Source organism: Macellibacteroides sp. (assembly GCF_050251695.1).
Lineage (GTDB): Bacteria > Bacteroidota > Bacteroidia > Bacteroidales > Tannerellaceae > Macellibacteroides > Macellibacteroides fermentans.
Window position 1 is genome coordinate 22123 of sequence record NZ_JBFWMI010000008.1, and the last position, 15131, is coordinate 37253.

Below are 15131 nucleotides of genomic sequence, written 5' to 3' on the forward strand. Positions count from 1 at the left end.
GTATAATAGCCTTTCTGAGCTAAAAGTAAACCATATTTTTGTGATTTAATATTCTTTGCACTACTTTTGGAGCTGCTTAAATCTTTAAATCACATTGAAATACTATGGCACAAACAGGAAGACTCCTTTCTTTGGATGTAATGCGAGGAATAACAATCGCAGGAATGATTATGGTTAATAACCCGGGCAGCTGGGAATTTGTATTTGCACCTTTAAAACATGCTTCGTGGGACGGATTAACCCCCACGGACCTTGTATTTCCATTTTTTATGTTCATCATGGGTGTTTCCATGTTTCTTTCACTCAGGAAATATAATTTCACTCTTAGCAAAGAGAGTGTAAGTAAAATTCTGAAACGTACATTACTTATCTTTCTGGTGGGTTACGGTTTAAACTGGTTCGGACATAGTATGGGGTATATGAAATCGCTGCAGGCAGACGGTGTACCTTTGCTTGAAAGTATCGGGCGCGGTTTCACCCATTTTGAAAATGTACGTATTTTGGGCGTTATGCAGCGTCTGGCACTTGCCTATGGTATAGGTTCGTTGATAGGGCTATCCATTAAACATAAATATATTCTACCATTGGTAGCTTCTGTCCTTGTATTCTACTGGGCATTGCTTGGCTTTACCAACAGCATGGAGCTTTCGGAGAATAATATCATAGCAGTTGTAGATAAAGCACTTTTTGGTGCTGACAGAATGTATAAGGATACATTAGCCGATGGAACTCGAATTCCTTTTGATCCGGAAGGTCTGCTGAGTGTATTAGGAAGTATCGGCCATGTTTTATTGGGATTTTATGCCGGGAAACTGATTCTGGACAGTAAAAAAGACAACGAACTTATTATACGACGTCTGTTTATTTTCGGAACCATTTTACTGTTTTCCGGACTGCTTCTTCAATACGGTTGTCCCATCAACAAAAAAATATGGAGCAGTACATTCGCTCTTACTACTTGCGGATTAGGTTCATTATTCCTTGGATTATTAATCTGGATTATCGATATAAACGGTAAAAAGAAATGGAGCCTGTTTTTCGAATCATTCGGTATCAATCCGTTGTATCTGTATGTACAGGCCGCTTTACTTTCTTCAATAATAGGTTTCTGCAACTGGTTCCCTGCCGCAGAGGGTACAACCACTTTTAAAGGATTCATGTACAACGATGTGTTCAGTCCTATTTTTGGAGCGTATGCAGGATCTCTGGCCTGGGCATTATTTTATGTAATTTTAAACTGGATACCCGGCTACTATCTGTATAAAAAACAGATCTACATTAAACTGTAATTGAAATTAAGAATACCATATAATAACACAAACTATCCGGTATTTATACTAAAAAGCATGATATATTTAAAGAACCCTGGAAGCTATGCTAAAAGCTTTCAGGGTTCTTTTTTGTATAGTCAAAATACTTTGTATGATAAGATTTGCTAAACAATACTATATACCTACCCTATAATGGCAGGAAAATCCTTTAAGCAACTTTAATTGAATAAGCTTCGCAAAGTATAAATGAAGTTTGATCGAGCCTCTTTGTTTCTCATTTTAAATCGAAGCTAATCAGGCGGAGACTGAAACTTCAAAACCCTGTATCCTTGCATACTCCGCAATTACCTCCAATTCTTCTTTTGTTACTTTTTGGAGATTTTTTACGGGTGTTTCCCTGTCTATTGTATAGATCATCACCTGTCTTGGTTGTATGACTTTGAGTGCATCAATCCAACCCTTGATCTCTTCATCTGTGGTATTGTCGACCGATTCCCCCTGCAGATTCCCTTTTAAAAACATGGTCTGTATAATCGCCTTTCCATTAAATTGGGATAATTGTTCAACCAATTCTTTACTGCAGAAAGAAGGAGAATTAGGAGCATTGATCTGACGTATCCTTCTGTCACTAATTGAATCAAGCTTCAATATGGCATCATCCACCAGTAACAATGCTTTAAAAACCTCACGTTTATGAAGCATGGTAGCATTTGATAAAACAGCAATTTTAGCTTTCGGAAAAAACTTGTTTCTTAAACAAATCGTATCGTCAATGATACCTCCAAAGTCGGGATGTAATGTAGGCTCTCCGTTTCCCGCAAAAGTTATTACATCGGGAGCTTTACCTGTTGCAGCCATCGAAAGAAGTGTCTCCTCCAATTCCTTTTTTACACATTCGCGGGTAGGAAGCTTGCTACCCGTACGACCATCCCTGTTAAGTCCGCACTCACAGTAGATGCAGTCGAAAGAACAAACTTTACCGTCCACCGGCAGCAAATTTATACCCAGTGAAACACCTAATCTTCTGCTATGGACTGGTCCGAATACGATCTTATCAAAAAGTATGGTAGACATGATAATTACACTTGATTTTATGGGCTACAAAAGTAGCAATAATCCGCTTGCTTACACCCTAAAGCCTCCAAAACTAAAACTTCCATCCCACCAAAACATTCAAATCTGTTTTATCAGAACCTTCTATCAACTCCATATCAGTCCCTATTTCATTCCGGTCAAAGTAATGTACCCAACCCAATTTTGCAGATAAATACAGATTATCCAAAACAGACGCTTTAAAGGAAAACGCACATCGTATGCCTTGTCCGTAAAAAGAAGGCATCGAAAAAGCATACAACAGATTTTTTTCATAGGAAGTAATCCTGGTGGCATAATCATCCGTATCAAAGTATGAAAAATAACCATCCATTTGTATAGGTAATGAAGCCGGTTTATACCCTGCACTTTGGGAAACCATCCAACCGTAACTTCTCTTATTCAACGGATCAGACAATATTCCATTCAGCGTTGTTCGTAAGGAAATTGTTTCCGACGGCGAAACTATCGCTTGTAAACGCATCCGATGCTGTTCGGAAACCGATTCAGCCTCTTTTTCTTTATGCTGATATCGAAAGGAAACCGACCATGCATTTCGGGGAGTATAGGTGGCTTCGGCCATATATTCTTTTCCCGAGGAAGGCGTATTCATTCCATACTTCAACCAAGGAGAAGAAAAAAGATCGGCGTACATTGATAATTTCCAGTCTGAAGCTGGAAATAACTGCATTCCAATATAAACACCCTGTTCATTCTGTTCATTACTGTTCTGTCCAAAAGCATTACCATAAAAAGCATGGTACCGTCTATCATAATAGCGATGCGTAATAAGCCAGGATATAAAAGATGCCGGAGTTACCTGTAAACAATTTAAAGTAGCCAATGCACCATTCCTACTAAATGCTGTTTCACCATACAGTATCATTTTCCTGAACTTTAATTCGTAATCCAGACTCATATTAAGATTGAAACTACCTCTAAATGCATGTGCCGTATAAGGCTTAATCTCCGGTTCAACCCGTCTGTTTCCAAAAGAATATCCGATAACGGTAAAACCGGCCGAAAGAAGAGGCGATGCATACCGTATATTTCCACCACCGGTATGGGTGGATACCACCCCTTTCTTATCCAATTCCCTTTGTATACGATGCAGTCCATCGGTTTTAAACGAAGTTATCAACAGGCTGTCTGTTGTGGCATCAAGTTTTCGAAACGAATAAAACAAACTCATATCCAACTTACCTAAAGTCACCGTAGATCCAATTCCCCTGAAAAAGTCGGTTTCATTGGTTGAAAAATGACGACGAAATCCGTTATTCCTTCGTTTTGTCTGCAGAACCATCGAACTACGGGATGGAGAAAAGTCGTTGCTGATTACCAGACCTTGTCCAAATGATACTTTATAATCTCCCAAAGCCAGACACTTTAAAACACCCATCTCTTTAATTATCAGATGCGCCGAATAGTAATCATACCCTTTCTTCTTTCCGGAAAGAAACGATTCGCCCGCATCCTTCTCTCCCACTATACCCAACTGTATATTCGATCCTTTAGAATATGAATAGCGGAGCGAGTGGGCAAAAGGTTCACCCAAATACTTTTTATTCGGATTTACATTCAACAAGGAATCCGAGTACTCACCATATCCCTTTTTCTGTTGAAAACTTCTATCATAACGAAGATACAACTCATTCTTTCCATACGTTCTCATTCTTTTTCCGTTGTAGGAAGGCGCCTTTGCTTCTTCAACATAAACAAAAGGAAGCAGAAGTCCGATTGATGAAAAATCCAGTGAAACAAGCTGCTTAAGTTCGTACAGACTTACAAATAGTCCGTATTTTTCACGATACGAAACTATTTCATCTATCTGTTGATCGGATAAAAACGGTAATCGTCCCAACTCCTCCGCAGTTACTTTATTTATATCAAACGGATGTTCAGCCAAATAAGACAGTTCGGTAAACAAAGTCTCAATCCGTTCCTGATCATCCGTATCCCCGGCCATCGATTCCACATAATCCATCCAGTTATCAACAGATGTATTAATCTGTGATTTAGCATCATAACTTGTAATCAACAAGGATATCAACACAATTATAAACAACCTTTCCATAGCATCCGATTGTATTAAAAAAGAGCTTTTAACCCCAATCCTGTACAAGTACCCAACAAAGGATGAAACTGCGTAGCCAATTGAAAAGAAAACCTTGAAAAAACATATCCTATACCACAGGTAGGCATTCTAAAATTATCCTGCAGGCCGGCACGTAACGAAAAAGAAGAGTAGGGATAGTATTCAACGCCCATATTAACAGTCAGGGGACTCTCTTCGGAACAAATCAATTCCGACGTCAGCATACATGATTCTATAATGTTCCAATTAAATCCAGTGCGTAGGTTATAAACAGGTGTTTGTTTAAACTGTTCATTTCTAACAGTCAGATTTACAGATGGAAAATTAAGAATTGAAATCCCAATCAACAGCTTATCAACAGTTTTAATAACAACACCGGCATCGATAGCAAGGCGACTCGGATTCTTATCCACACCTTCACTCTGAATAAATAAATAGGTTGAAGCAATTCCTAAAGTAACCATTTCATTAATCTGCTTTCCAACAGCAAGCATAAAACAGGTTTCTCTGTAGGCATCGTTACCAAAGGAAGAGATGTTAATACCCGCCGGCAATAAATCGTTAGAGTAGATAAATGATGCCTGAAGCGTCTGCAAACCACTTACATTAAATCGATTAAAGATATCAACACCTGCCTGTTTATTTGTTGATAAAACCAGAAGAGCCGGATTAAAGGTAAATGTATGGGTGACTCCTGCCCCACCCAATCCAAGAGACCGGGTATCTCCAACACGTAAAAATTCGGAAGCCTGACAAGGAAATATCAGAAATATTAAAAACAGAATAGAGGTGGTTTTCATACTATTATTATAAAGGCTTTGGTATATATTTCACAAAAATAACTATATTAATAATGCATTCAAAGTAAATTCAGATCCATTCCTGAAAATAAATTAAAAGAGGTACAAGAAACCAACAATTGATATACATTTGCAATGTCATGAACAGAAGATATTTAGTTGGACTTTTGCTGGGAATTATTCTAAGTTCTGCAAGTACATTTGCACAGGATGTTTCCATGAATTCCGCTCCCGCCGGTTTTCAGCCTGCGTATGTGGTTGGCGAAGATACTTTTGCCATTGTAAACCTGCCCGGTGTTTATATCTTTCCGGAAATGAAATTCAAAAATAAAAAAGAGCAGGATAATTATTACAAGCTTATACGCGATGTAAAGCGCACTTTACCCTATGCCAAGATGGTCTATTCAACCCTTATAGAAACATACGAGTATATGGAAACCCTGCCCAATGAAAAAGCTAAACAACAACATCTCAAAAGGATGGAAAAAGAGATGTTTAAGGAATATAAACCTCAGTTAAGGAGACTATCCTACTCTCAGGGCAAATTACTTATCAAACTGATCGACAGAGAATGCAATCAATCGAGTTACAACCTATTGAAAGCTTACCTGGGATCATTCAGAGCAGGATTCTGGAACTTCTTTGCAAGCATGTTCGGTGCCAGTCTGAAGTCCCAGTACGATCCGAAAGGAAAAGACAAAGTAACGGAACGGGTGGTGGTATTGGTTGAAAACGGATTACTCTGACAATTGCTTGAAAAAATCCCAGATAACAATTCCTGCCGTTACCGAAACATTTAACGAATGCTTGGTACCGTATTGAGGTATTTCAATACAATAATTACAGTTATCAACAACCGATTGTTGAACTCCCTTTACCTCGTTTCCCAACACAACAGCATATTTTTTTGTATTGTCCAACAGCAACTTATCTAACATAATGCTGCCATGAGCCTGTTCAATGGCACATACTTCATACCCTTCATTCTTCAACTTATCAACAGCCAGGTGTGTATCTTCAAAATAGATCCAGTCAACGGATTCTTCTGCTCCCAAAGCCGTTTTATGAATTTCCGGATGAGGAGGTCTGGCAGTAATTCCACACAAGTAAATAGCTTCCACTCTAAAAGCATCGGATGTACGGAAAACGGAACCAACGTTATTCAGACTCCTAACATGGTCTAATACAACGATTAAAGGAATTTTTTTACTTTCTCTGAATGCCTCCGGTGTGAGGCGGTTCATTTCTGTAATTTTTAATTTGCGCATACCATTCTATTTGAATACAAAAGTAAATAAAGAATGTTGAAATACTATGGGATAACTGTTGAAATGGTATTGATAAAGTGTGTATAGAAAATGATAAATAATCCTTGATAATCTCATAAAGTTGATTAAGCACGACACAAACCAACAAAGCAAGAAATAATACAATCTATTTATGATGTTCTTTCAACAAGGGTTTTACACATTTAAACAGTGTTTTTTCAAATAAACTTATCTACATACCAGGTTATCAACAATTTTACAAAGAATCACTTAAGTAACTGATTGACTGAATACAATGTTGTTTATTATCTGTTTATAACCTTTACAAAAGGTTCACTCGTCATTTGATAAGATACTAACCAAATCTTTTTGATAAAATCTTTAAACCATATCAACAGGACATCATATTCATACTTTTTTTAAAAAAAATTAAAGAATAAAAGAATATAATATATAAAGTGTTGATAAGTGGATAAGATGGGATAAATGGTGTGATGAAATTTAAGCAAAATGATATTGCCCTTTTTGTTTATAGAATGAAAATAAATAGAGAAATATAATACTGGATTATAAGTATTTAGGGGGTATAAATTTTGATTTGACATAGTGATATTAAAAATTACAATTTACTAATTATTATAAGAAAAATTAGTATATTTGAACTCATATTTCGACTACTTTTGCTTACAAATTGAAAAAGGAAAAATTAAATTTTAAACGTATGTCTACAAAGCTACTAATCAGAGATCTAACTCTCAGAGATGGACAGCAGTCTGCTTTTGCTACCCGCATGAATCAAAATCAGGTGGATCGTGTTCTTGATTATTATAAAGACGCAGGTTTTTATGCAATGGAAGTGTGGGGAGGAGCAGTTCCCGACTCAGTAATGCGATACCTGGGTGAGAATCCCTGGGACAGACTCGAAAAAATTAAAGAAGGAGTAGGAAATGTCTCTAAATTAACAGCTCTTTCCCGTGGTCGTAATTTGTATGGATATGCACCATACACAGACGAGATCATCGACGGTTTTTTTAAGAATGCTGTTTCTTCCGGTCTGGATATCATGCGAATATTTGATGCGCTTAACGATGTTGAGAACATCAAATCAAGTGTAAAAAGCATCAAGAAGTATAACGGTATGGCCGATTGTGCTGTTTGTTATACGGTTGACCCGCATTTCACTACCATGGAAAGAATCAAAGCCCGCTTAAAAGGCAAACCGCTTCCTAAGGAGGTGTTCACAGACAGCTATTTTTTGAACAAAGCCAAGGAAATGGTTGCGTTGGGCGCCGATATGATCACAATTAAGGACATGAGCGGCCTTATTCCTCCATTAAGGGTAGCCAGACTCATTGATTTATTTAAGAAGCACCTGAACGTTCCTATCGACTTCCATACGCATTGTACACCCGGATATGGTTTAGGATCTGTTTTGTCTGCCATCATTCATGGAGTAGATATCGTTGATACAAATATATGGAACTTTGCAGGCGGTCCAGCTGCACCTGCCATTGAACTTATCTATGTTTTTTGTAAAAAATTAGGTATTCAGATGGATGTGAATATGGAAGCTGTTGCAAAAATCAACAACGAATTGTATTTCATCCGTAAAGAACTGGAAGCCTTCGATGCTGTTAAGCAGTTTCCAAAGCCCTTCAATCCATTAACAGATACACTTCCTGCATCTGTTGATAAAGAGTTCGACAATGCCATTGCTGCAGCTAAGAACAACGACGAAGAGGGCTTATTAAGAGCTTGTCATGCTATTGAAGCTTATTTTAATTTCCCGGCTCCCAACGAACTTGTAAAAAAGGCCGAAATACCGGGTGGTATGTATACAAACATGGTAGCCCAGTTGAAGCAATTCAATTCATTGGATATCATCGAAGACGCTATGGCTTTGATTCCAAGTGTAAGACTGGATGCAGGTCTGCCTCCATTGGTTACACCAACCAGTCAGATTATCGGTTCGCAGGCTGTTAACTCGGCACTAGCGGCAAAAGCTAATCGCGAAAAATACTCGAACGTTTCCAACCAGTTTATTTCATTGGTGAAGGGCGAATACGGTAAAACACCCGTACCGGTGGATCCTGATTTCCGTCTAAAAATTGCGGGAACACGTGAAGAAATTCCGTATGATACTTCCAATTATCAACACCAACCCAATCCGGTTTTACCTGAGTTTGGTGATGTGTTGTTGGCAAAGGATGAAAAAGAACAACTTTTGCTGGAACTATTCCCTACGGTAGCTCTTAATTACCTGAAAGGGGTGAGAGAAAAAGAATACAACGAGCTTAACCAGCAAATTGCCCAACAAAAGAAACAGGAAGAAGTTGTAAAAGAACCGGAAGTGGTTATCACCGGAAAAGTGATAGAAAGTCCTATGCCTGGTACTATTTGGAAACTGCTTGTAAAAGAGGGTGATACTATCAAGAGAGGTGATTCTGTTCTTATTCTTGAAGCAATGAAGATGGAGAATAATATTGCATCCGAATACAATGGTACTGTAAAACGTATATTTGTAAAAGAAGGATCGTTTGTAAAAGCCGAATCCGTAATAATGGAAATCGAAGAGTAACAACAACAGGTATATTACTTGAAATAACAGAAGATACGGGATTCTTATAGTCCCGTATCTTTTTTGTTTAAACACTATTGATAACCTGTTTATAACCTGTAAAAAAGAAAGGATAATTATTTATTGGATAAATGATATTTCTGTATATACGGAGCGTCCATTTATCTGACAAAATAAAATATAAGGCTATTATTCATTTCTTTTGAGCTTGTTTCACACAGTTTTAATTGAAAGTAAGAAAGAAAGTTTATAACTTTGTAACTTATAAACAGTATGTTAATAACTAATATAATTTACAGATAATCAGTAGTTAAAAGTTTAATATAGTTGTTGATAACCGGTTAAGGAAATATGGACCTCCATAAAGAGGTTTATTTATCAACACTATCAACAGGCTATTATCATCATTATTTATTTCTTTATTAAAACTAATAATAAAATATATAAAAGGTATGTTGACAAACCAATCGATAGGATATATGAATGTGCCGGTTCCCGAAAATATAGATTTAGCCAAAGCCATTGATCAGCTTCGAAAAGAAAAGAATGCTGTTATACTGGCTCACTATTATCAGACAGGGGATATACAAGACATTGCCGATTTTGTAGGAGATAGTCTGGCGTTGGCGCAATGGGCTGCTAAAACGAAGGCGGATGTGATTGTTTTGTGCGGTGTACATTTTATGGGTGAAACCGCCAAGATATTATGTCCCGATAAGAAGGTACTGGTTCCGGATCTGAATGCAGGCTGTTCACTGGCGGATAGCTGTCCGGCTACCGAATTTGAAAAGTTTGTAAAAGCCCATCCGGATCATACGGTAATATCGTATGTAAACACAACGGCTGCCGTTAAGGCATTGACCGATGTAGTGGTAACATCCACCAATGCTAAACAGATTGTTGAAAGTTTTCCTGCCGACGAGAAGATAATATTTGGTCCGGATCGTAACCTGGGTAATTATATCAACAGCATTACCGGACGTAACATGTTGTTATGGGACGGAGCTTGTCATGTACACGAACAGTTTTCGTTGGAAAAGATTCTATTGCTTAAAAAGCAATATCCGGAAGCAGAAGTGATAGCTCACCCGGAATGTAAGAAAGTGGTGCTAACAGTATCCGATTTTATAGGTTCAACGGCTGCATTGCTTAAACATACCATTCAGTCAGACAAGAGACAGTTTATTGTGGCAACAGAATCGGGTGTGATCCATGAAATGAGGAAAAAGAGTCCGGATAAGGAATTTATTCCCGCTCCTCCCAACGACAGCACCTGTGCTTGCAACGAATGTAATTTTATGCGTCTTAATACCATGCAGAAATTATATAACTGCCTTAAATTTGAACTTCCTGAAATACATGTGGACGAAGCTGTACAGAAAAAAGCAGTCTTACCCATTCAACGCATGTTGGAACTTTCAGAAAAGCTTGGTTTATAACAATAGTAAATAACAATAAAGGTGGTATCAACCGCCTTTATTGTTATTTGATAATCATAATTTTGGTAACTACACTTTCACCGGCGTCTGGCGTGGCTGCCAATACAAGGTAAATACCCGAAGCCACCCGTTCTCCTTTTCGGTTCCTGCAATTCCAGGTAAGCTGACCGCCAACCGATGTTCCCTGGTAAATAATATGTCCGTTCAGGTCGGTTATCTTTACATTAGACCGTTCCATCAAACCGGTAATGGTAACTCTGTCGTCCGATTCGGGTCTAACCGGATTAGGGAAAGCCCTTATTTCCGAATAATCATCTTTACCTTCAACTGCATCACCCATATAAGAAACCAAACCCTTGTCGGTTCCAATAAACACCTCGCCGGTGGCACTGTTTATCGCTAAACACTTAATGTTATTAGATAGGATAGGGGAGTTGTCTGTGGTGAAGTGAGCAATCGTCTCCATCCCATCTTCGCTTACCAGTAAGATACCAGACGACTGGGTACCGATCCACTTTCTGTTACCTCCATCCACTGCAATGGCATTTATCCGTTCGTTTTCAAGCAAACGGTACCCATTGGAAGAACCATCCTCGAGGGGGCGGATAATATTACTGCAATACAGATTTCCCGGATTTTCGATGGCTCTGTCCGGAACGGGACAAATAACCGGACCTTTGTCCGTTCCCATCCAAATTGTACCGTTTTTATCCTCTGTCATGCAATAATAGCTGCTAACCTCAATCGTCTTACCATTGGAGTCTGTAAATAGGTTATAAAAGTTGGAAACATCGTCACTCACATCGTCCAGGGTTCCTTTATCATCAAAAACAAATATACCGGGTGTTTCCCTGGGTATGTTCACCCACTTATATCCTTTTTGGGTAATCAGAATCTTATCAATTAAGCTTTTACTGTTCAATACTTCATAATATAGCTTCGACCACGAACCGTCTGCTTTCAGCACATTTATACCATCTTTTACTCCGCTGCTGGTCATCCATAAATTTCCTTTTGAATCGTAACAGAGTCCGTCTACACGAACATAATTTCTTTCCGAGCTACCCGGTAAAGCTGATTCCAATGAACTGTTCCCCAACGAATAGAGATTCACAAATTCATTGTTACGGAATTCGAACACCCCTTCTCCCCACGAGGAGGCATAATAGTGAGCGGGATCTTTGGGATCGACAACAACGGATGTGATATCCGAAAACTTGATTCCACTCTGCTGAGCAATTTTATTTTCATCAAAATTATACCAGTTTATTCCATCGTATACCATCAATGTGCCAGGCTTGAATCCTCTGTCGGCCCACCTTTCGCCACCTGTTACCAATAATTTAGAATTACTGAAGGTCATATAAGCCGTCAGGTTTCTTTTGATGCTGTTTGATGTAATCCCCGAAACAATTGATTCATAGCTTCCGGCATTGCCCTTCTTAATGGCTTTCAATCCCTCATCGGCGGCAGCGATCCAGAGAACCGTATTATCTTTAAGGGACGATACGTGATTTACGATACCGGCATTTACTTTTTCTTTATCTGTAAGCGAAGTATAAATGGTAAGCGAAGTTACAGAGTAGGGGATAAGCATTCCATTTTGATGCACCATGTCTTTCAATGTGTTATCTGCCAGCAGGCGGATAGTAGCACCGCTGCTGTTGAGGTAAAAAATACCGTTTCCGGGAACGATGAAGCATAATACCCCGCTGAAATAGGCAAGCTTTTTAATTTCTTTCTCATTGAGTTGCGATGCATCCAAAACAACTTTCTGCCAGTTGTTATGATCCAGCAGATTGGAGGAAGTGTCGGCTGTAAACAAACCACCTGACGTGGCAGCATATATTTTGTTTCCAACAATACCCACATGCAATACAGCCTTATCAAATTTATAAGTATCCTTAATTTCCCGTTTCTTCATATTTACCACCATGATGCCGAATTCCGTGGACAGGTAGGCAAACTCGTTGTGGAAATAGATGGAATTGATGGTTTTATCCTGAATACTTACAGACGATTTAAGGAAAGGAATATTATAAATACCCTGTTCATTGAGCAGGTCCAGATTCCCATTGGCATAGGTTATCAACAATGTGTTGATAGATTCGTTGAAGCCGATGTGCCCAATCTCATTATCGCTCAGTCCGTTCTCCTTGGAATAGTATACAACCTCCTGATCCGTTTTATTGTAACTGAACATGGAGCCGTCGGCAATGGCATAAACCAGGTTGTTTGCCTCGGCACATTCTGTAGTATTCGTATAGGCAAGATACGATTTCCAGGTTCCAATGGCTTGTCCGCATACGGATTGTACAACCACCATTAGTAACCAAAGCAAACAACCAGTTCTTTTTTTCATATGAGTATTAATTTACGGCTTGTTTCATTTATCGGAATAGGTCAGCAAAAAATCGTGCAACTTTATTACCGCTCTGGCACGGTGGCTGATGGAATTCTTTACAGAGCTGCCCAACTGAGCAAAGGTCTGATCGTATCCTTCGGGAACGAAAACCGGATCGTATCCAAAGCCCTGATCGCCTCTTTTCTCTTCGATAATAGTTCCCTTTACAATACCTTCAAACAAATATTCCTTACCATTCAATATAAGAGCGATAACCGTTCTGAAACGGGCATGGCGGTTATCGGTACCTTTCATATTATCAAGAAGCTTTTGCATGTTGGCTTCAGAATCGTGTGCCACTCCGGCATAACGAGCCGAATAAACACCCGGAGCATTGTTCAGCACCTCCACTTCAAGGCCCGTATCATCGGCAAAACAATCAAAACCGAACTTCTCTTTAATATACCTTGCTTTCAGCAAAGCATTACCCTCCAGAGTGTCGGCTGTTTCCTCAATATCATCGGTACAATTGATGTCAGAAAGACTCACAATCTCTATTAATCCTTCTGTAATCTTTTTTACTTCATCCAGCTTATGCTGATTATTTGTTGCAAATACAATTTTCTTCATTCGTTATTTAGCTTATATTTCTATTTTTGTACAAAAATAGCATCTATACTACAATGAAAAGCATAAAAATACCTTTAAATAGACTTTCCGGCTTACTAAACATCCATAAAAGATACTACCTTTTTGTATGTATCAGCACCCTGTTTATAGCACTCATGTTTACGTCGACCGACTTTCTTACCATTCCTGTAAATTCATTTAATGACGTTTGCATACTATTTATGCAATGGATTGTTGTAACCCTCAGTCTCTTTTTTGTAATGCTTATTTTATCGGTAAACCGTTACATTTTCCTGTTCCTTATGCCGTTGCTAACCTTGGTATCGGCAGTGCTTGCCTATTTCAGGTACACCATCAATGCTACTTTGACTCCCATGTTGCTGGATGCGGCACTGGATAACGACCTGGGCACCTCTGCGCAATTGGTAAGCGGCGGACTTATATTGTTTCTATTGGCAGCCCTGCTTTTGTCGGCAGGCCTTATTTACCTGCGTTTTAAACTAGGCATTGTCCAATATAAACCGGGTCTCCTGCTTACAGGAGTGGCAGGCATGCTTTTCTTAACAAACGTAAGCGCCTTTCAAAGACCTATATCAGAACGTATACCATTCAATATTTATTATACTGCAAGCAAATACAACGAAGAAAAACAAAGCATAAAGCAACAGCGGATCAGCTTAACAGAGCAAAGTAAATGCACAGACGATAAACCCCTCACGGTGGTGTTCGTATTGGGTGAGTCTTTGCGTCCAGATCATTTGGGACTGAACGGATACCAGCGAAATACCACCCCTTTGCTAAGCAAGGAAGATATTATCTCCTTTAAAAACATACACACGGAATATACCTACACCAATCGAAGCCTGCCGCATATACTCACCAGGGCGGACAGTCTTAATCCGGACAGAGCCTTTACCGAAGAATCTTTCGTAAGTATGTTTAATTCGTGCAACTACTATACAGTCTGGCTGGCCAATCAGGAGTCGGCCAAAAGTTATGCATACTTTATGCACGAATGCGATTCTTTGTTTTATGCCAATATAGAGAAATCTTCCTATGTGTTCGATAAATGGGTGGACGAATCTCTTTTTCCCCTATTTGATTCAGCGTTGAAGTCGGCCGCCGATAAAAAACTGATTATTCTTCACACAATCGGATCCCATTGGTGGTATAATTCCCATTACACCGATTCATTTGCCGGTTATCAACCGGTAACCAAAAGCAAAATTATCTCCTCCTGCACAAAAGAAGAAATGATAAATTCGTACGACAATACTGTTTTGTATACCGATTATTTCATTCATAGCCTTATCGGAAAGTTGAGAAATGAAAGAGCTATACTCGTGTACTTGTCGGATCACGGCGAAGCTTTGGGTGAAGACGGAATCTGGCTACATGCATCTCAATCGCCCGTCACGCAGCAAACGGCAGGCATGGTCTGGATGTCGGCATCCTACAAAGCCGATTACCCTCAAAAATACGAGAAGGCTATGCAAAAACGTGATAAAAAAATGAGAACCGATTTCCTTTTTCACAGCTTGCTGGATGCTGGAGGAATCGATTCTCAATATAAAGATTATACGTTAAGTATCTTCAGGTAAGCTAACCGGGACC

Annotated in this window: 11 protein-coding genes; 5 read left to right on the forward strand and 6 right to left on the reverse strand. The window is 39.0% G+C overall.

Annotated features, from left to right (window positions below; all coding sequences use genetic code 11):
• Positions 1 to 104 precede the first annotated feature (104 nt).
• Positions 105 to 1289, forward strand: a complete 1185-nt coding sequence (locus AB7E53_RS02440; protein WP_079684063.1) for an acyltransferase family protein — start codon at positions 105 to 107, stop codon at positions 1287 to 1289.
• 276 nt (positions 1290 to 1565) lie between these two features.
• On the opposite strand, the gene AB7E53_RS02445 is transcribed toward AB7E53_RS02440, so the two are convergent.
• From AB7E53_RS02445 to AB7E53_RS02455, 3 genes are all read right to left on the reverse strand, one after another.
• Entirely contained in the window at positions 1566 to 2345 is a 780-nt protein-coding gene (locus AB7E53_RS02445; protein ID WP_446773977.1) for a radical SAM protein, read from the reverse strand.
• Positions 2346 to 2418: 73 nt separating this feature from the next.
• Positions 2419 to 4437 carry a helix-hairpin-helix domain-containing protein gene (locus AB7E53_RS02450; protein ID WP_446773979.1) on the reverse strand — a complete coding sequence of 673 codons (2019 nt, stop codon included), beginning with the start codon at positions 4435 to 4437 and terminating at the stop codon, positions 2419 to 2421.
• Positions 4438 to 4451: 14 nt separating this feature from the next.
• Positions 4452 to 5258 carry a hypothetical protein gene (locus AB7E53_RS02455; RefSeq protein ID WP_446773981.1) on the reverse strand — a complete coding sequence of 269 codons (807 nt, stop codon included), beginning with the start codon at positions 5256 to 5258 and terminating at the stop codon, positions 4452 to 4454.
• A gap of 218 nt (positions 5259 to 5476) precedes the next feature.
• Between AB7E53_RS02455 and AB7E53_RS02460 the strand changes: the two genes are divergently transcribed.
• Complete coding sequence (locus AB7E53_RS02460; protein WP_394333166.1) at positions 5477 to 6004, forward strand: DUF4294 domain-containing protein; 528 nt, start codon at positions 5477 to 5479, stop codon at positions 6002 to 6004.
• Here AB7E53_RS02460 and AB7E53_RS02465 read toward each other — a convergent pair.
• Positions 5996 to 6526, reverse strand: a complete 531-nt coding sequence (locus AB7E53_RS02465) for an RNA methyltransferase (RefSeq protein WP_068187140.1) — start codon at positions 6524 to 6526, stop codon at positions 5996 to 5998. The genes AB7E53_RS02460 and AB7E53_RS02465 overlap by 9 nt on opposite strands.
• Before the next feature lie 721 nt (positions 6527 to 7247).
• Here AB7E53_RS02465 and AB7E53_RS02470 point away from each other — a divergent pair.
• Together AB7E53_RS02470 and nadA are read left to right on the forward strand one after the other, a co-directional pair.
• Entirely contained in the window at positions 7248 to 9104 is a 1857-nt protein-coding gene (locus AB7E53_RS02470; protein ID WP_421468425.1) for a biotin/lipoyl-containing protein, read from the forward strand.
• A 452-nt stretch (positions 9105 to 9556) separates the two neighbouring features.
• Complete coding sequence (gene nadA / locus AB7E53_RS02475) at positions 9557 to 10543, forward strand: quinolinate synthase NadA (protein ID WP_179399930.1); 987 nt, start codon at positions 9557 to 9559, stop codon at positions 10541 to 10543.
• A gap of 43 nt (positions 10544 to 10586) precedes the next feature.
• Here nadA and porZ read toward each other — a convergent pair whose 3' ends face one another.
• Positions 10587 to 12905, reverse strand: coding sequence for a type IX secretion system anionic LPS delivery protein PorZ (gene porZ, locus AB7E53_RS02480; RefSeq protein ID WP_446773983.1), 2319 nt, complete (start codon positions 12903 to 12905; stop codon positions 10587 to 10589).
• A gap of 24 nt (positions 12906 to 12929) precedes the next feature.
• Positions 12930 to 13517, reverse strand: coding sequence for a non-canonical purine NTP diphosphatase (locus AB7E53_RS02485; protein WP_446771181.1), 588 nt, complete (start codon positions 13515 to 13517; stop codon positions 12930 to 12932).
• Positions 13518 to 13570: 53 nt separating this feature from the next.
• Between AB7E53_RS02485 and AB7E53_RS02490 the strand changes: the two genes are divergently transcribed.
• On the forward strand, positions 13571 to 15118 hold the full coding sequence (locus AB7E53_RS02490; protein ID WP_446773985.1) for a phosphoethanolamine transferase: 1548 nt from the start codon (positions 13571 to 13573) through the stop codon (positions 15116 to 15118).
• Positions 15119 to 15131: the final 13 nt, after the last annotated feature.

Excerpts from the sequence above, each read along its gene's own strand:
- AB7E53_RS02440 (WP_079684063.1), top strand. The coding sequence starts at position 105 with ATGGCACAAACAGGAAGACTCCTTTCTTTGGATGTAATGCGAGGAATA.
- AB7E53_RS02445 (WP_446773977.1), bottom strand. The coding sequence starts at position 2,345 with ATGTCTACCATACTTTTTGATAAGATCGTATTCGGACCAGTCCATAGC.
- AB7E53_RS02450 (WP_446773979.1), bottom strand. The coding sequence starts at position 4,437 with ATGGAAAGGTTGTTTATAATTGTGTTGATATCCTTGTTGATTACAAGT.
- AB7E53_RS02455 (WP_446773981.1), bottom strand. The coding sequence starts at position 5,258 with ATGAAAACCACCTCTATTCTGTTTTTAATATTTCTGATATTTCCTTGT.
- AB7E53_RS02460 (WP_394333166.1), top strand. The coding sequence starts at position 5,477 with ATGAATTCCGCTCCCGCCGGTTTTCAGCCTGCGTATGTGGTTGGCGAA.
- AB7E53_RS02465 (WP_068187140.1), bottom strand. The coding sequence starts at position 6,526 with ATGCGCAAATTAAAAATTACAGAAATGAACCGCCTCACACCGGAGGCA.
- AB7E53_RS02470 (WP_421468425.1), top strand. The coding sequence starts at position 7,248 with ATGTCTACAAAGCTACTAATCAGAGATCTAACTCTCAGAGATGGACAG.
- nadA (WP_179399930.1), top strand. The coding sequence starts at position 9,557 with ATGTTGACAAACCAATCGATAGGATATATGAATGTGCCGGTTCCCGAA.
- porZ (WP_446773983.1), bottom strand. The coding sequence starts at position 12,905 with ATGAAAAAAAGAACTGGTTGTTTGCTTTGGTTACTAATGGTGGTTGTA.
- AB7E53_RS02485 (WP_446771181.1), bottom strand. The coding sequence starts at position 13,517 with ATGAAGAAAATTGTATTTGCAACAAATAATCAGCATAAGCTGGATGAA.
- AB7E53_RS02490 (WP_446773985.1), top strand. The coding sequence starts at position 13,571 with ATGAAAAGCATAAAAATACCTTTAAATAGACTTTCCGGCTTACTAAAC.